This is a genomic window from Pseudomonas sp. MWU16-30322 (genome assembly GCF_020515535.1).
GTDB classification, from domain to species: Bacteria; Pseudomonadota; Gammaproteobacteria; order Pseudomonadales; family Pseudomonadaceae; genus Aquipseudomonas; species Aquipseudomonas fluorescens_H.
The window spans coordinates 1-17,509 of the sequence record NZ_JAIWYL010000003.1 but is presented as its reverse complement, the minus strand read 5'-3'; the positions used below and the strand labels follow the sequence as shown (position 1 = coordinate 17,509).

Sequence of the window (17,509 nt, the reverse complement as noted above, 5' to 3'; positions counted from 1 at the left end):
CCGTCGATGGCGGTGTGCGGTTTCACGACATCCGGCACCCCGGCCGATCCCAAACAGCCCTCGGCATTTTCAGTTCACGCCATCAGCGTTGCGCCATCTCCCCCGGCGGATACACCGACTCCCAGCCCCCACCCAACGCCCGGTACAACCCGACCATCGCCAGCGAAACGCCGGTCGAACTCTCCACCCACTGCTCCTGCGTCGCCAGCAACGCACTTTGCACGGTGAGGACGTTGACGAAATCCACCGCGCCCTCGACGTACTGCTGCTGCGCGGTGCGCAGGGCGATCTGGTTCTGCCGTACGGCTTCGGCGAGGCTGTCTCGGCGACGCTGGCTGGCGTTGTAAGCGGTCAATTGATCGTCGATTTCATGCCAGGCGCGCAGCACGGTCTGCTGATAGGCGATGCCCGCTTCCTGTTGCTGGGCTTCGCGCAGTTGCAGCATGCCGCGCAGGCGTCCGCCGTCGAACAACGGCAGGCTGAATTGCGGGCCGATGCCGAATGCACGTGAGCCCCAGGAACCGAAATCGCTCAGTTGCATCGCCTGCGATCCTAAGTTGCCGGACAGGGTGATGCGCGGATAGAAATCGCCCTTGGCCACGCCGATGTTGGCGGTGGCGGCGTGCAGGCGTGCTTCGGCCTGACGGATATCCGGACGGCGTTCGGCCAGTTGCGACGGCAGGCCGATGGCGACTTGCAGCGGTGACTGCGGCACCGCGCCGTCTGTGGATAACTCTTTGGCCAGGGCTTGCGGCGGCTCGCCCATCAGCAGGCTGATCGCGTTGATCAGTTGCGACTGACGCTGCTCAAGCGCCGGCAGGCGCGATTCGATGGCGGAGACCTGCGCGGCGGCTTCGGCGACGTCGAGATCGGTCGCCACACCATCGTTCAGGCGCAATTGCGAGAGCTTGAGGCTGTGCCGGGCGACGTCGAGGTTCTGCTCGGTGACCGCGCGAGTGTTCTGCACGCCACGCAGTTGGATGTAGTTTTGCGCGGTGTCGGCGAGCACTGCCAGAAGCACACCGCGCCGGTCGTTTTCAGCGACTTCGAGGTTGGCATCGGCGGCTTCGGTTTCGCGGCGCACACGGCCCCAGAAATCCAGTTCCCAGGAAGCGGAGAAACCGGCGTCCCACAGGTTGAAGGCGGAATCGCCGTTGTGCCCGGACGGGTCGCTCAAGCCTTTGCCGCTGTTGCGTTCGCGTGCGTAGCTGCCGGTGGCTGCCGTCGACGGATAACGATCAGCGGTGATCACCTGGCGCGCGGCACGGCTTTGTTGCAGACGGCTGCTGGCCAGTTGCAAGTCGAGGTTGCTCTTGATCGCCCGCTGGGTGAGGGCCGAGAGCTGCGGGTCGTGGAAAACCTCCCACCAGCGTTCGTTCAGGGGTTCGCTGACGGCTTGACTGGGGGCGGACTTGGCGGGTTTGGCCCAGTCGGTGATCTGTGCGGCTTCGGGCTTGTGGAAGTCGGGGCCGACGGTGCAGGCGCTGAGGCCAATAGCGAGCAATGCACCGAGGGTGAGTTGCTGCCATTGGCCTCTTCGCGAGCAAGCCCGCTCCCACATTGGGTAATGCGTTCCCCCGGTGGGAGCGGGCTTGCTCGCGAAGGCGTCAGTTCTATCAAAACTGTTCATCGCTGAGTCACCTCACGTTCCGCCGACGCCGAACGGCGAGTATCGATACTCGCCTCTACCGACATGCCCACACGCAAACGCTCGGCCAACGGCTGACCCGGTTCAAGCACGATCTTCACCGGAATCCGCTGCACGACCTTGGTGAAGTTACCCGTGGCGTTATCCGGTTTCACCGCGGCGAATGTCACGCCAGTCGCCGGGGCAATGCTTTCGACGCGACCGCTCAAGGCCTCGCCACCAAGGCTGTCGACGCGCACCTGCACGTGCTGGCCCTGCTGCACGTCCGTCAGTTGGGTTTCCTGGAAGTTGGCAACCACATACGCCTGCTTCAACGGCACCACCGCCAGCAGCTTGCTGCCCGGCGTGACATAAGCGCCGACGCGCACAGCACGCTCGCCGATCATGCCGTCCTGCGGCGCGGTGATCCGGGTATACGACAGCTCGAAACTGGCGATTTCCAGCGCCGCTTGCGCGTGCTTCAGATTGCCTTCGGCGGCATCGCGCTGCGCCGTGAGAATCTCGACCTGCTTGCGTTCAGCCGCGAGCTTCGCGCTGGCGGTATCGAGCCGAGCGCTCGCCTGATCAATACGCGTGCGGGCCTGTTGCGCGTTCTGCACCGTGCCGGCACCCACGCCAGCGAGGTGGTTGTAACGATTGAGCTCCTGCTGGGCGAACGCCATTTCTGCCTTGGCCGAGACCACCGAGGCCTGCGCCTGAGCAATCACCGACGTCTGCCGCTCCAGCGTGGCCTTGGCGTTTTGCAGCTGAGCGCGGGCGACCAGGGTTTGCGCATCGGCCGCTTCAGCGGCGGCGCGCAAATCGCGATCATCGATCAGCGCCAGCAACTGCCCGGCCTTGACCTGTTGGTTGTCTTCCACCAGCACTTCCTTGATGAATCCGGCCACGCGCGGCACCACCAGGGTGAAGTCGGCGGAAACGAACGCATCGTTAGTGTTTTGCTGGGTCCGCTTGCCGAACAGTCCCGGCACCGCCAGGTACAGCAACACGCCGACAGCCAGTGCGGCCGCCACGGCCACCGCGAGTTTTTGCTTTGCTTGAGTCGTCATAAAAACCTTCGGTATCAGTGAAGCAATCAGGTCGGCGCACGGGGCGGAAAGATCCGCGTCGGCAGCCAGAAAATCAGCAGGATCAGCGCCACCGCGACGCCGGCCATGCACACATAGAGATCAGAGGAAGTCAGCACCACGGCCTGTTCGTGCAGGCGATGGGCGAGGCCCGGATCGCTGCGATCGGCCAACGGTGAATTGCCGAGGCTGTCGATCAACATGGTCGAGTGGAAATGCAGGCGCGCGGTGGTCAGCGCCTCAATGACTCCGGTGGCGATCACCGCCGCCAGACCTTTCACCGTGTTGAACCACGCCGAGGCAAACGGCCCGTCCTGCGGCTGGATGCTGCCGGTCGAGAGCATCAACAACGGCAGCACCGACATCGGCTGACCGAAAATCTGCAGCCATTGCAGGACGTAGAAATTGTCGCGGATCCACTCCGAGGTCAGCAGCGAGCCGCCCAGGCAGGACAGGGTCAACATGCTCAAACCGATCCCGAGCACCCAACGGCAATCGACCCAGCGCAGGTTGCACAGCGCCGCCACCAGCGGCAGCGCGATCAGTTGCGGCAACGCGGCGATCAGCATGATCGGCGCGGTCTGCACCGGGCGATAACCCTGGACCTGCGCCAGATAGCTCGATGGAATCAGCACCACCGCCTGCAACACCACCAGCACCCCGGCCAGGGTCATCAGCGCGAACGCCAGGTTGCGGATGCCGAGCATCTGCAACTTGAAGAACGGAATCGGCTGCGACCACTCATTGATCAGAAACGCCACCAGCAACAGCGAGCCGGCGCCGAGCAAACCGCAGATCAGGCTCGACTCGAACCAGTCCAGCCGATTGCCTTGCAGCAAGCCGATCACCAGCATGCAGATCGCCGGAAAGCCCAGCAGCAGGCCTTTCCAGTTGAATGTCTTGAGGCGTTCCAGGCGCAGCGGATCCTGCGGAATGCCCCAAGCGACCATCGCCATGGCGATCAGGCACGGCACGATGATTTGCCAGAACGTCCACTGCCAGCCGACGTACTCGCTCCACAGCCCGGCCAGCGGCGTGCCGAGGCCCGGGCCGAACGTCGCCGTCAACGCATAACCGGCCAAACCATAGAGCTTGAAGTTGGCCGGTAGGAAACGCAGGGCGACGGTCATCAGCATCGGCGGCAACGCGCCGCCGGCCAGACCTTGCAGGGTGCGCATCAACAGCAGGCTTTCGTAATTCGGGGCGAATGGGCACAGCACGCCGAGCAGGGTAAAGACGCTGATCATGCAGAGGGTGAAACGGCGCAGCGAAAAGGTCACCGAGCACCAAGGGGCGAATGCCATCGCGGCGACCGAGGTCGCGGTGTAGCAGGCAACCAGCCACGTGCCTTCGTCGTAACCGATGTGCAGCGCGCCACGGATGTCGGCCAGCGCGACCTTGGTCACCATCTCGTTGAGGCCCGAGACCAGCACCGCCAGCAGCACGCCGACCAGGCCCGTGATGATCCGCGCCCCGAATACCGGTGGCGCAGCCGCCGTCGCCGGACTGGCCGCAGCGAGGGGCGCCGGGACCGACAGGGATGTCATGGATTCAAACTCCGGAGGAAAAATACCGGAGCATTTTAGTAAGGCTTACTGCTGACGAAAATTGACTTATTGGCAGGTTATAAGTGCGCTCAGTGCAGCAATGAATATCCAATGTGGGAGCGGGCTTGCTCGCGAAAGCGGTGGGTCATTCAACCTATGCATTGCCTGACACGACGCCTTCGGGAGCAAGCCCCCTCCTACATTGATTCGGTGTCAGGGCTGTGCAGCCAGCCAGGTTTCGTCACAACACGCCTTGAGCGTTTCACGCAGCCAGCGGTGCGCCGGGTCCTTGTCGAAGCGCGGATGCCAGGCCTGGGTCAGCATCAGCGTCGGCAACGGAATCGGCAGATTGAACGAGCGCAGCTTCAGGCCCAATCGGCGCACGCTGAGCAACGCTTCCTTGGGCACCGGCAGGATCAGGTCGGAATCCGGCAAGGCAAACATCGCCGCGTGGAAACTCGGCGCGATCACCGCCACCCGCCGCTCCAGGCCCAGTGCATTCAGCGCGGTGTCGATGGGGCCGCGAGCAATGCCACGGCGCGACATGCTGATATGCGAGTAACCGGCATAACGCTCGGCGGTGATCTCGCCGTCCAGCAACGGATGATCCTCACGCACCAGACCGACGAAATGCGTGGAAAACAGGTTCTGAACTTTGACCTCCGGGGACACCGGACGGGTGTTGCTGACACTCAGATCAATCCGTCCTTCGCGCAGCGCTTCGTCGTCACCATCGCCCTCGGGGACGAAGCGCAACTCGCAGTGCGGCGCCTGCTGGTCGAGGGTATCGAACAGCTTGCCGCCATACACGCCGATGAAAAAATCGTTGGCGCGGATGCTGAAGCGCCGGCGCAACGTGCCCAGATCCACGCTGTCGGCGGAGCGAAACAGCAGCGCCGCCTGCTCGACCACATCGCGCACTTGCTCGCGCAGTTCCAACGCCTTGGGGGTTGGCACCAGGCCGCGACCGGCGCGCACCAGGATCGGATCGCCGATCGCCTCGCGGATTCGCGTCAGGGTGCGGCTCATGGCAGCGGGACTGAGGTTCATCCGCCGCGCGGCGCCGACCACACTGCCCTCGTCGAGCAAGGCGTCGAGGGCGACCAGAAGGTTCATGTCCGGGAGTTGCATGCAGAGCACTCGTGGCTGATCTGGATTGATCTGGGTGCAATGCTAGCAAACATCCTTGAAACCGGTGGCGCATGAGCCGACGCCTTCGCGAGCAAGCCCGCTCCCACAGGAGAAACGCATTCCAAAATGTGGGAGCGGGCTTGCTCGCGACGGGGCCAGCGGGAACAACACAAATTACCGCTGCATACCCCAGCGCTTGACGGTAACCCGCTCCAGCGTATCGAACACCAGATTCTCCACCAGCAACCCGATCAGGATCACCACCGCCAACCCGGCGAACACCTTGTCGGTGTACAGCTCGTTGCGGTTCTGGAAGATGTACCAGCCCAACCCGCCCTTGCCGCTGGTGGCGCCGAACACCAGTTCGGCGGCGATCAGCGTGCGCCAGGCAAACGCCCAGCCGATTTTCAGCCCGGCGAGGATCGACGGCAGCGCTGCCGGAATCAGGATGAACAGCACAAAACGCATGCCCTTCAGCCCGTAATTGCGCCCGGCCATGCGCAAGGTTTCCGAAACGCCGAGAAAGCCGGCGTAAGTGTTCAGCGCCAGCGCCCACAACACCGAATGCACCAGCACGAAAATCAGGCTGTTCTGCCCCAGCCCGAACCAGAGCAAGGCCAGCGGCAGCAAGGCAATCGCCGGCAGCGGGTTGAACATCGAGGTCAGGGTGCTCAGCAGGTCGCGACCAAACTGCGTCGACACCGCCAGCGTGGTCAGAGCGAATGCCAGCACGATGCCGATCAGGTAACCCTTGATCAGCACCACCAACGATATCCACACCTTGCCCAGCAACTCGCCGCTGAGCAGGCCGTCATACAGCGCATGACTGGTCTGCAGAAAACTCGGCAGCAGCAAGTCGTTGTTCTGCACCCGGGCGATGACTTCCCAGAGAACCGCCAGCAGAATCAGGATCACACTCTTACGCAACCAGCCCTGTTGCCACAGGCGTTGGCCTACAGGCAATTCGCGCTCGAGCGGTACGCTGGTCAATGGTTCAAGGACGGTTTCAAACTCTTGTCGTACAGACGATGGTTGGCTCATCGGGCAATCCTCCAGAACGCTCAATAAGCGATACGAATGTCGTTGAAATCGTGCTCGCGCTCGGTTTCCGGCGACTGGCCTTCATCGAACAGCAAACGGTGAATGCGCCGCGCCGACTCCTGAAACGCCACGCCGCCGAGGCTTTGCAGATCGTATTGATGGCTGTGCACTTCAGCGCGCACCCGCCCCGGATGTGGCGACAACAGCAGGATGCGATTGCCGACCACCAGCGCCTCTTCGATCGAGTGGGTGACGAACAGCAAAGTGAAGCGCACCTCTTCCCAGAGCAGCAGCAATTCTTCCTGCATCTTGCGCCGGGTCAACGCGTCCAGCGCGGCGAACGGCTCGTCCATCAAGAGGATTTTCGGCTGCATCGCCAGCGCCCGGGCAATCGCCACCCGCGCCTTCATGCCGCCGGACAGGGTGTGCGGATAGGCATCGGCAAACGCCGCCAGACCGACTTTTTCCAGATAGTGCAGCGCGCGTTCTTCGGCCTCCTTTTTCTTCAGCGTGCGCGAGGCCAGCAGCGGAAACATTACGTTCTGTTTCACGGTTTTCCACGGCGGCAGTTGATCGAATTCCTGAAACACCACGATCCGGTCCGGCCCCGGCGCGTCGACGCGCTGGCCTTGCAGGCGGATCTCGCCTTCGCACGGCGCAATGAACCCGGCGACCGCTTTGAGCAAGGTGGATTTGCCGCAGCCGGACGGGCCGAGCAGGACGAAGCGGTCCGCCGGATCGATTTCGAAACTGACCTGATGGGTGGCGCGTACCACCCGTTGCGGGGTGCGGTATTCAAGGCTGACTTGGTCAACCGCCAACAGCGCCTGGCTGCTGGCGATCGGGTTGCTGGCCGCGTGGCCTTGCAAGGGGGCGTTCATCTCGATCAGCTCCCTTGCAGCGGTTTGGCGTCCTGGAAGAAGTAGTCCTTCCACGATTCCGGTTTGTTTTTGATCGCACCGACGCGGTAGAGGAATTCGGCCAGTGGATAGGTGTTTTTCGGCGTGACGCTGAATTCGAATTGCGGGTTGTCGATGATTTTCAGCAACTCGGCGCGGTCGATCTTGGCCTTGGTCACGCGGATGTAAGTGTCCGCCGCCGCGCCCTTATCGTTCTGCGCAAATTGCGCGGCTTCGGTCAGCGCCTCGACGAAGGCTTTGTAGGTTTTCGGATTGTCGTTGCGGAATTTCTCGGTGGCGAACAGCACCGTCGGCGAGTTCGGGCCGAGGATGTCGTAGGAGTTGAGCACCACGTGCACGTTCGGGTTCTGCAGCGCCTGATCCTGGAACGGCGGGTTGGAGAAATGCCCGGTCAGTTCGGTGCCGCCAGCGATCAACGCTGCGGTCGCGTCCGGGTGCGGGACGGCGATGGTGTATTTGTCGAGGCGATTGAATTCCTTGTCACCCCACTGCTTGGCCGCGGCGTATTGCAGGAAACGCGACTGCACCGAAACGCCCACCGCCGGCACCGCAATGCGGTCTTTCTCGGTGAAATCGGCAATGGTTTTGACCTTGGGATTGTTGCTGACCAGGTAGTACGGGAAGTTGCCGAGCGAGGCCACGGCCTTGACGTTCTGCTTGCCGTGGGTGCGATCCCAGATGGTCAGCAGCGGGCCGACGCCGGCACCGGCGATGTCGATAGAGCCGGACAGCAGCGCATCGTTGACCGCCGCGCCGCCCGAGAGCTGCGTCCAGTCGACCTTGATGTCGAGGCCTTCCTGCTTGCCGTACTTCTCGATCAGGCCCTGATCGCGCACCACGTTGAGCAATAAATAGACAATCCCGAACTGTTCGGCGATGCGGATTTCACCTTCGGCGTGGGCCACGGTCGGCGCCACCAGGCTGCCGGCGATGAGGCTGAAACCGAGGCCAATGGCCGCCGCCAGCGGTGCAAATGGAAGACGTTTGGACATGATCGAATCTCCGGCAAATCAGAAAGGTGCGTCGCCCTGAATGGTCGTGCGATACAGCTTGCGGCGCAGGTGCGCAGGGCAGCCGGCGGCGAGGTGGATCAGCGAACGGTTGTCCCAGAACACCATGTCGTGGGGCTGCCACTGATGGCGGTAGATGTTTTGCGGCAGCACGCTGTGGGCGTAGAGCTCGGCGAGCAGTTGCTGGCTCTCGTCCTCGGGCAGACCGACTATGCGAGTGGTGAAGCCTTCGCTGACGAACAACGCCTTGCGGCCGTTTTCCGGATGGGTGCGAACGATCGGGTGCACCACTTCAGCGACCTGCGCCAGTTGCTCCGGGGTCAGGGTCGGGCGCCAGTTGCCTTCGAATTTGGTCTCGCTGTAGCGCGCCGTATAGGAGTGCGCTGCCGAGCGCCCTTCCACGGCTTTGCGCAGCGCTTGCGGCAGGTTGTCCCAGGCTTTGTGCATGTCGGCAAACAAGGTGCCGCCGCCCTCGGACGGCAATTCCTGCGCATGCAGCATCGAGCCGAGGCTCGGCAGTTCTTTATAGGACAGGTCGGAGTGCCAGAACTTGCCGGCATCGCCCAGGCCGATGTTCTGGCCGTTCTCGACGATGTTGGAAACGATGAGGATTTCCGGATGATTGGCCAGCAGGAACTGCTTGAGCACGTGAATCTGCAACACGCCGAAGCGGCGGCTGAAATCGATCTGCTGTTGCGGGGTGATGCGCTGGTCGCGGAACACCACAACGTGGTGATCCAGGTGCGCACGATGAATGCGCGCGAAGTCCTGATCGTTGACCGGCCGGGTCAGGTCCAGGCCGATGATCTCGGCACCGACGGCACCGCTGAACGGACGAATTTCAAAGCTTTGCGGCGCGGCAGTCGCGGCGCTTGGGGTGGCAGTAGCTGCGGACATCTTTCAATCTCCCACGCACGGCGCGCTCACAGGCGCGCACGTCGATCAGAAACTCACGCTGGATTGCGTGTTGGTTCAGGTCGTGCGGCGCGCCGATTGGTCGGCAGGTACGCAGGTGGCTGACTTTAAAGCTATAAGAACGGGAAATTAAATACCGTTAATGAATAACGATATGGCGGATGGTGAGGAATGGACTGGATGGTGAATGACGATTTGTGTCACTTACTGACAGGGGTGTGGTGATTTTGCTGGCCCCTTCGCGAGCAAGCCCGCTCCCACATTTGATCTTCAGTGGACACAAGTTCTGTGTTCGACCGAGATCCACTGTGGGAGCGGGCTTGCTCGCGAAGGGGCCATGTGCCGCGCTGAAGACCTACCGCTCGTGCAACGCCTCGGCCCGCGCCCGAATGATCGGCTTGAGCAAATAACTCAGCACCGACTTCTTGCCAGTGATGATATCCACCGACGCCACCATCCCCGGGATGATCAGCAAAGGCTTTTCATCAGTACCCAAGTGGCTGCGCTCGGTGCGGACCTTGATGATGTAGTAGGTGGTTTTCTTGTCTTCGTCGGTGATGGTGTCGGCACCGATCTGCTCCAGTTTGGCTTTCAGCCCGCCATAAATGGTGTAGTCGTACGCGGTGAATTTGACGATCGCTTCCTGCCCCGGATGCAGGAACGCAATGTCCTGCGGACGGATCTTGGCTTCGACCAGCAAGGTGTCATCCAGCGGCACGATTTCCACCATGTCGCTGCCCGGCTGAATAACACCGCCGATGGTGTTGACCAGCAACTTGTTGACGATCCCGCGTACCGGCGAGGTGACCAGCGTCCGGCTGACCCGGTCTTCCAGGGCCTTGCCGGTGGCCTGGGCCTTGTTCAGGTCGGTACGGGCTTCGTTGAGCTGGGTCAGCGCATCGCTGCGGAATTTGCCGCGCGTCTCGTCAATCTTGCGTTGTACTTCCTTGATGGCCGATTCGGCGCGCGGAATCGCCAGCGTGGTGGCGTCGAGCTGACCACGGGTTTCGACTTCGGCACGCTTGAGTCGCAGCACTTCCACCGGCGACACGGCGCCCTGCGCCACCAGCGGCTCGGACATGTTGATTTCCTGGCGTTGCAGGCCCAGTTGCTGGCGATATTGCGCCTGCTTGGAGGTGAATTCGCGCAGCTCTTGCTGACGCTGAATCAGCTGTTCCTGTAAACCGCCAATCTCGTCGTGCAATTGCTGGCGACGGCTGATGTACAACGATTCCTCGCTTTTCGCCTGACCCGGCACGGCTTTGAGCACGTCGTCCGGGAAATTCAGCGGGCGGTCATCGACCTCGGCGCTCAGGCGTTCGACGCGCAGCAGCATCGACAGGCGATCAGCCTCGGTTTCGCCGACGTTGGAAGCAAATCGTGTGTCGTCGAGACGAATCAGCGGCGCGCCGGCCTCGACGATCTGACCTTCCTTGACGAACATTTCCGAGACAATCCCGCCCTCAAGGTTCTGGATTTTCTGGATCTTCGACGATGGAATCGCCTTACCGTCGCCCTTGGTCACTTCGTCGATCACGGCGAAGTTGGCCCACAGCAGCAGGAACAGGAAGAAGCCGATGATTGCCCAGATAGTCAGGCGCACGACGCGCGGGGCGTCCTCGATCAGCGCCTTGTTGACCTCGGGCAGCGGCTGGCCCTGCAGCGAGGCAGAACCCTTGAAGTAGCGACGGATCGACTCTTTGACACCCGACTTAAGCAACACTGATCTGCCCCTTCTTCAACGCTTCCATCACGGCGGCTTTCGGGCCATCGGCGAGAATCTGTCCACGGTCGACCACCAGCAGGCGGTCGACCAGCGACAGCAGTGAGGCCCGGTGCGTCACCAGCACCACGGTCTTGTTTTCAACCACGGCAGCCAGACGTTGCTTGAGGCGTTCTTCGCCGGTGTTGTCCATGGCGCTGGTCGGTTCGTCGAGCAGCAGGATCGGCGGGTTGAGCAGCAGCGCCCGGGCCAGTGCAACGTTCTGCCGCTGGCCGCCGGACAGGTTCTGCCCGCGCTCGCCGACTTGCAGCTCGTAGCCTTGCGGATGCAGGCGGGCGAATTCGTGGACGCCGGCCAGTTCGGCGGCTTGCAGCACCAGTTCGTCTTCGACGTAACGCGCGCCGGAGACCAGGTTGTCACGCAGGGTGCCGGCCAGCAGCTGGATGTCCTGCGGCACGTAGCCGATGTTGTAGCGCAGCTCGCTGACGTCGATCTGGCGGATGTCCACGCCGTCCACCAGCAACGCGCCGTCGTCCGGCTGATACAGGCCCACCAGCAGTTTCGCCAGCGAACTTTTGCCCGAACCGCTGCGGCCGATGATGCCGATCTTCTCGCCGGGACGAATCACCAGGTTGATGTTCTTCAGCGCCGGGTTCTGTTGTTCCGGGTAGGTGAAGTTCAGCTGACGGCACTCGATCGCGCCCTGCAGCACCTTGCGGCTCAGCGGACGTTCTTCGAAATTGCGCTCCTGCGGCAGCTCCATCATCTGGTCAACGGAAGTCATGGTCACCCGCGCCTGCTGGTAGCGGGTCAACAGACCGGACAGCGACGCCAGCGGGCTGAGCGCGCGGCCGCTGAGCATGTAGCAGGCAATCAGACCGCCCATGCTCAGGTTGCCGGCGATGATCTGGTACACGCCGAAGACGATCATGATCACCCCGGCCAGTTGCTGGATCAGCAGGGTGATGTTCATCGCCAGACCGGAGAGCATTTTCACTCGCAGCTCGAGGCGACTGAGGGTGCCGATGGTCTGTTCCCACTGGTACTGACGTTCGCTTTCGGCGTTGTTGACCTTGACCGCATCGAGGCCGGCGAGGGTTTCGATCAGGCTCGACTGACGCTCGGCGCCCAGCGCCATGGTGCGTTCCATGGTCGCGACCAGCGGCTTCTGCAACGCGTAGCCGATCAACAGGGCAATCGGGAACGCCAGCACCGGAATCCACACCAGATGCCCGCCGAGAATGGCGATGACGATGAAGATCAGAATGGTGAACGGCAGATCGATCAGACTGGTCAGGGTCAGCGAGGCGAGGAAGTCGCGCAGGCTCTGAAATTCATGGATGTTCTGGGCGAAGCTGCCGACCCGTGCCGGGCGGTACTTCATGGCCATGCCGACGATACGCTCGAACAGCGTCGCGGAGATGATCAGGTCGGTTTTCTTGCCGGCCAGATCCAGGCACAGGCTGCGCAGGCTCTTGAGGATCAGGTCGAAAATGTAGGCACCAGTGATGCCCAGCGCCAGCACCCAGAGGGTCGCTTCGGCCTGGTTCGGCACCACGCGGTCGTAGACGTTCATCACGAACAGCGGCGCGGCCATGGCGATGATGTTGATCAGGAAACTCGCGGCGATCGCATCCGCATACAACCAGCGCGAACGCTTGAGGGTGTCGCGAAACCACGAGCGCGCACGCGGGATCAGCGTGCCGTGATTAACGTCGAATTTGTGCTGCGGCTGGGCGAAAAACACTTTGCCGGTGTAGTCGTCGGCCAGCAGTTCGCGGCTGACCACCGATTCGCCGCCATCACTTTCGCTGAGCAGCACCCGTGCTTCGTTTTCACCTTGCCAGCCGAGCAGGACAGCACTGCGGCCATCCTTGAGCAGCAACAACGCCGGCATGGCAATCGCCGGAATCTCTTCCAGCTTGCGTTGCAGCACCCGGCCTTGCAGCCCGGCGCGAGCCGCTGCGCGGGGCAGCAGCTCGACACTCAGGCGTTGTTTGGGCAACGGCAGGCCGGTGGTCAGCATCGCCGCGCTGGCGGGCTTCTGGTGCAGCATGCAAAGGGCGAGCAGACCATCCAGCAACGGATCGTCGTGCAACGCGCGTGGATCATGACTGAGATGAACTCGACTGACTTCTGATTCCACGCTCGACACTCTTTAACAGTTGAAAAGGGATAACTCAATTCATCCCGGGCAGCTGAACCTTGGGCTTCACGTCGTTCTGCACAACGGATGCCAATGGTGCGACCACTCCCTGGCTTTTGAGCAATTCGCCCATGGTCGCCTTGATTCGGTATTGAGTAAATAACTGAATGTTTTTGATTTCAGCCAGACGCCGCGAAGCGGTGAACAACTCGTTTTCGCTGTCGAGCAAATCGAGCAGGGTCCGCTCACCGAGGCTGAACTGACGCTGGTAGGCAGTGCGCACGGCGGTGCTGTGATCAACGTACTGCTGAGCAATCGGCACCTGCGCATTGGCGTTGTTCAGGGCGTTCCAGGCCAGGCCCAGTTCTTCGTTCAACTGACGCAGGGCGTTGTTGCGGATGTCCAGCGCCTGGTTCGACAGGTACGACTTGGATTCCAGATCGGCCTTGTTGCTGCCACCGGAGTACAGGTTGAAGCGCATGCGCAGCATCGCCTGCCACTCGTTGTTGTGGCCGTTCTGACCGTCGAGATCGTTGTCGGCAGTGCGACCCAGTTCAGCGTCGAAACGTGGGTAGAAGGTCGACTTGGCGGTTTCGTACTGCTTCTCGGCAGCGGCGATATCGGACTCGGCCGAACGCAGGATCGGGCTATTTTCCAGCATTTGCTGGCGTGCTTCATTGAGGTTGACCGGCATCATCGCCATGAACGGCGCCGGACGCTCCAGTTGGTCAGGCATCTGGCCGACAGCGCTGAGGAAGTTGGTCTCGGAGTCGGCGAGGTTGGTCTGTTCGGTGATCAGGTTGTTGCGCGCCTGGGCCATCCGCGCTTCGGCTTGATCAAGGTCGGCGCCGCTGCCAACGCCGCGCTGGGTACGCAACTGGATCTGGTCGTAGATACGCTGGTGGCTCTTGAGGTTTTCCTCGGCCAGACGCACGAATTCGCGGCGGGTCAGCACGTCCAGGTACACCTGGGCGACGGTCAGCGCAGTGCGCTCGGAAGTGCCCAGCAGGGAGTAGGCGCGGGAGTTGACGGTGGCTTGTTGACGCCCGACTTCGCTGGACGTTGCAAAACCGTCAAAAACCATTTGCGAGAGACGTAAACTTGACTCGCCGCGGTTCAGGGTTTCCCAGTGATTGCCACCTCCGTTCGCCCGCGTGGTCACGCTGTCGGTGCCCTCACGACCATAACCGCCCAGCAGATCGACCTTGGGCAGGTATCCACCTTTGGCTGCCTTTAACTGATAATCCGCGGCCAAACGACTGTTGACCCCTGCCTGGATTTCCGGATGGACATCCAGCGCCTGTTGCATGGCTTCCGGTAAGGATTGTGCCTGGACGAAAGAGGCGGCAAGGGCGAACGGTAGAGCCTTGAACAAGTGCAAACGCATGGTAAAGATTTCCCAGGACTTCTTGTCTTGAATCACAGCAAAACGTGCTGCTGCGTCGGATGATTGGCAACCGGAATGACCGTATGTCGGAAAGTTCAAAATAGGAACTGGATCACACGCTGAGGGACAGGTCGCCGCGGAAATATCAATGTGACATTAGTGGGGCGATTGTTTAGGATGGCACCCAGAAGGTCAATAGTTTGGCATAAAGTTAATAGCGAAAGAATCTAGCCAAATTATTGACGAAGAACAGCGTCAATCTTGATTCGCAAATTTTAAAAGTACGTCCAGACTGAATCGGCGCCGAAGCCATCAGGCTATGGAAGTCAACTGAACGTGACACCCCGGAGAGTCTTCAATGAGCAGTGTTGTTGCCATCGTCAAAAGCATTGTCGGTCAGGTATTCGTGGTCTCCCCCGAGGGTGTACGCCGCGTGCTCGTTGAAGGCGATCGCCTGTTCGTCGGCGACCAGATCGATACCGGCCTCTCCGGCGCCGTGTCGCTGGAACTGGCGGATGGCCGCACCCTGGACCTGGGCCGTGAAACCCAGTGGAGCGCCAACGCGCCCGACTCCAGCACTGACCTGGCCGAGGCCACCGCGCAGGCCGCGCCGTCTGTAGCCGAGCTGCAGCAAGCCATCGCTGCCGGTGCCGACCCGACCACCGCCCTTGAAGCCACCGCTGCCGGCGCCACCGCCGCAGGCACTGGCGGCGCGGCAGGCGGCGGCCATAGCTTCGTGATGCTCGACGCCACCGCTGGCCGCGTCGATCCGACCATCGGCTTCCCGACTGCGGGCATCAACTCCGGCGCGCAAGCCGCGCAGAACATCACCGGTGGCCAGACCACCGACAGCACCGCCAACGCTCTGCGTGAGTCGACTCTGAGCCTCAGCGCCACGCCGACCATCACCGAAGCCGGCGGCGTGCTGGTGTACACCGCGACCCTGACCCAGGCGCCGCTGACCGACCTGACCATCACCCTGTCAAACGGCTCGGTGATCGTGATTCCGGCAGGTTCCACCACCGGTACCGTCAACGTGCCGCTGGCACCGAACGACACCGTCTACAACGACCCGACCCAGATCAACGTGACCGTCACCGGCACCACCGGTGGCAACGGCATTACCGTCACCGTGCCGACTACTCCGGCCGTGACCCAGGTCACCGACACCATCGACACCACCACCGTTACTCTGACGGCGGGCAACAGCGTCACCGAAGGTGGCCAGATCACCTACACCGCGACCCTGACCAATCCGGCGCAGACGCCGGTTACCGTGACGCTGTCCAACGGTTCGACCATCACCATCGAAGCCGGCAAGACCACGGGCACCGTCAACGTGCCGACACCGCCGAACGACGTCTATAACAATGGCAGCACCGTCACTACCACCATCACCGGTGCTACCGGCGGCAACTTCGAAAACCTGGTGCCGAATCCGACGCCGGCGGTGACCACCATCACCGACTCGATCGACACCACCAATCTGACCCTGACCGCCACCGGCAGCGTGGTTGAAGGCGGCCAGATCACCTACACCGCGACCCTGACCAACCCGGCGCAGACACCGGTTACCGTGACGCTGTCCAACGGTTCGACCATCACCATCGAAGCCGGCAAGACCACGGGCACCGTCAACGTGCCGACACCGCCGAACGACGTCTACAACAACGGCGGCACCATCAGCACCACCATCACCGGTGCTACCGGCGGCAACTTCGAAAACCTGGTGCCGAGCACGACGCCAGCGACCACAACCGTTACCGACTCCATCGACACCACCAATCTGTCGCTGAGCGCTACCGGTACCGTGGCTGAAGGCGGCTCGATCATTTACACCGCGACCCTGACCAACCCGGCCGGCACCCCGGTGACCGTGACGTTGAGCAACGGCTCCGTCATCACCATCGAGGCTGGCAAAACCACCGGCACTGTGACCGTTCCGGCGCCTGCGGACGACGTCTACAAAGATGCCGGCAAAGTCGAAGTCAGCATTACCGGTACAACCGGCGGTAACTTCGAGAACCTCGTTCCGAGCACTGTTCCGGCTGTCACCGAAGTCACCGATACCATCGACACCTCGACCGTGAAACTGACTGCCGATACCTCGGTCGCTGAGGGCGGCACCGTCACTTACACCGCCACCGTAGGCGCGCCTGTCACCGGTTCGCCAGTGACCGTGACCCTGACCAACGGTCAGACCATCACCATCGAAGTGGGCAAAACCACCGGCACCGTGACCACCACCGCGCCGAACGATGCGCTGACTGGCAACCCACCGTTGACCAACGCCATCACCAATGTCAGTGGCGGTAACTACGAGAACCTCGTCGCCGACAAAACTCCGGTTTCGACCACCGTTACCGATACCGTCGACACCACCAACCTGTCGCTGAGCGCGACCGGTACCGTGGCTGAGGGCGGTTCGATCGTTTACACCGCGACGTTGACCAATGCTGCCGGCTCCCCGGTCACCGTGACTTTGAGCAACGGCGCCGTGATCACCATCGAAGCCGGCAAAACGACCGGTACCGTGACGGTCCCAGCGCCTGCCGATGACGTCTACAAAGATGCCGGCAAAGTCGAAGTGACCATCAACGGTGCAACCGGTGGCAACTTCGAAAATCTGGTACCAAGCACTGTCCCTGCAGTCACCGAAGTGACCGACACCATCGACACCTCGACGGTCAAACTGTCCGCTGACACCTCGGTCGCCGAGGGCGGCACCGTCACTTACACCGCCACCGTCGGTGCGCCCGTGACCGGTTCGCCAGTTGTCGTGACCCTGGCCAATGGTCAGACCATCACCATCGAAGTGGGCAAGACCACCGGCACCGTCACTACCACCGCACCGAACGACGTGCTGAACGGCCAAGCACCGCTGAGCAACTCGATCACCGGCGTGACCGGTGGCAACTACGAAAACCTCGTAGCGGACAAAACCCCGGTCAGCACCACCGTAACCGACACTGTT

12 protein-coding genes are annotated in these 17,509 nt (G+C 62.0%); 1 reads left to right on the top strand and 11 read right to left on the bottom strand.

Features of this window, described 5'->3' with window-relative positions; translation table 11 throughout:
* Nucleotides 1–82: 82 nt before the first annotated feature.
* The 11 genes from LCH64_RS05940 to LCH64_RS05890 all read right to left on the bottom strand — a co-directional run bounded on the left by LCH64_RS05940 (nucleotide 83) and on the right by LCH64_RS05890 (nucleotide 14,535).
* Nucleotides 83–1,630, bottom strand: coding sequence for an efflux transporter outer membrane subunit (locus LCH64_RS05940; RefSeq protein WP_226499740.1), 1,548 nt, complete (start codon nucleotides 1,628–1,630; stop codon nucleotides 83–85).
* Nucleotides 1,627–2,697: an HlyD family secretion protein gene (locus tag LCH64_RS05935; protein WP_201136102.1), complete on the bottom strand. Its 1,071-nt coding sequence runs from the start codon at nucleotides 2,695–2,697 to the stop codon at nucleotides 1,627–1,629. The genes LCH64_RS05940 and LCH64_RS05935 overlap by 4 nt, the downstream gene beginning before the upstream one ends.
* A gap of 26 nt (nucleotides 2,698–2,723) precedes the next feature.
* A complete protein-coding gene (locus LCH64_RS05930; RefSeq protein WP_003220460.1) occupies nucleotides 2,724–4,262 on the bottom strand; it encodes an MFS transporter in 1,539 nt (512 codons plus the stop codon).
* Between the two features lie 213 nt (nucleotides 4,263–4,475).
* Complete coding sequence (locus LCH64_RS05925) at nucleotides 4,476–5,393, bottom strand: LysR family transcriptional regulator (RefSeq protein ID WP_103486188.1); 918 nt, start codon at nucleotides 5,391–5,393, stop codon at nucleotides 4,476–4,478.
* Nucleotides 5,394–5,567: 174 nt separating this feature from the next.
* On the bottom strand, nucleotides 5,568–6,434 hold the full coding sequence (locus LCH64_RS05920) for an ABC transporter permease (RefSeq protein ID WP_226499739.1): 867 nt from the start codon (nucleotides 6,432–6,434) through the stop codon (nucleotides 5,568–5,570).
* 20 nt (nucleotides 6,435–6,454) lie between these two features.
* Nucleotides 6,455–7,315, bottom strand: a complete 861-nt coding sequence (locus LCH64_RS05915) for an ABC transporter ATP-binding protein (protein ID WP_003220458.1) — start codon at nucleotides 7,313–7,315, stop codon at nucleotides 6,455–6,457.
* A gap of 5 nt (nucleotides 7,316–7,320) precedes the next feature.
* Nucleotides 7,321–8,346 (bottom strand): ABC transporter substrate-binding protein, encoded by a 1,026-nt coding sequence (locus LCH64_RS05910; protein ID WP_098966545.1) that lies wholly within the window; start codon nucleotides 8,344–8,346, stop codon nucleotides 7,321–7,323.
* Nucleotides 8,347–8,364: 18 nt separating this feature from the next.
* A complete protein-coding gene (locus tag LCH64_RS05905; protein ID WP_226499738.1) occupies nucleotides 8,365–9,261 on the bottom strand; it encodes a TauD/TfdA family dioxygenase in 897 nt (298 codons plus the stop codon).
* A gap of 373 nt (nucleotides 9,262–9,634) precedes the next feature.
* On the bottom strand, nucleotides 9,635–11,002 hold the full coding sequence (locus LCH64_RS05900) for an HlyD family type I secretion periplasmic adaptor subunit (RefSeq protein ID WP_003220455.1): 1,368 nt from the start codon (nucleotides 11,000–11,002) through the stop codon (nucleotides 9,635–9,637).
* A complete protein-coding gene (locus LCH64_RS05895) occupies nucleotides 10,992–13,148 on the bottom strand; it encodes a type I secretion system permease/ATPase (RefSeq protein WP_003220454.1) in 2,157 nt (718 codons plus the stop codon). Before LCH64_RS05895 ends, LCH64_RS05900 begins: the two co-directional genes overlap by 11 nt.
* A gap of 34 nt (nucleotides 13,149–13,182) precedes the next feature.
* Nucleotides 13,183–14,535, bottom strand: coding sequence for a TolC family outer membrane protein (locus LCH64_RS05890; protein WP_003220452.1), 1,353 nt, complete (start codon nucleotides 14,533–14,535; stop codon nucleotides 13,183–13,185).
* 358 nt (nucleotides 14,536–14,893) lie between these two features.
* On the opposite strand from LCH64_RS05890, the gene LCH64_RS05885 reads away from it, so the two are divergent.
* Nucleotides 14,894–17,509 (top strand): retention module-containing protein (locus tag LCH64_RS05885; RefSeq protein WP_226499737.1); only part of this gene is annotated, 2,616 nt, incomplete at its 3' end.

Coding starts and splice junctions, on each gene's coding strand:
- LCH64_RS05940 (WP_226499740.1), bottom strand. CDS start 1,630: ATGAACAGTTTTGATAGAACTGACGCCTTCGCGAGCAAGCCCGCTCCC.
- LCH64_RS05935 (WP_201136102.1), bottom strand. CDS start 2,697: ATGACGACTCAAGCAAAGCAAAAACTCGCGGTGGCCGTGGCGGCCGCA.
- LCH64_RS05930 (WP_003220460.1), bottom strand. CDS start 4,262: ATGACATCCCTGTCGGTCCCGGCGCCCCTCGCTGCGGCCAGTCCGGCG.
- LCH64_RS05925 (WP_103486188.1), bottom strand. CDS start 5,393: ATGCAACTCCCGGACATGAACCTTCTGGTCGCCCTCGACGCCTTGCTC.
- LCH64_RS05920 (WP_226499739.1), bottom strand. CDS start 6,434: ATGAGCCAACCATCGTCTGTACGACAAGAGTTTGAAACCGTCCTTGAA.
- LCH64_RS05915 (WP_003220458.1), bottom strand. CDS start 7,315: ATGAACGCCCCCTTGCAAGGCCACGCGGCCAGCAACCCGATCGCCAGC.
- LCH64_RS05910 (WP_098966545.1), bottom strand. CDS start 8,346: ATGTCCAAACGTCTTCCATTTGCACCGCTGGCGGCGGCCATTGGCCTC.
- LCH64_RS05905 (WP_226499738.1), bottom strand. CDS start 9,261: ATGTCCGCAGCTACTGCCACCCCAAGCGCCGCGACTGCCGCGCCGCAA.
- LCH64_RS05890 (WP_003220452.1), bottom strand. CDS start 14,535: ATGCGTTTGCACTTGTTCAAGGCTCTACCGTTCGCCCTTGCCGCCTCT.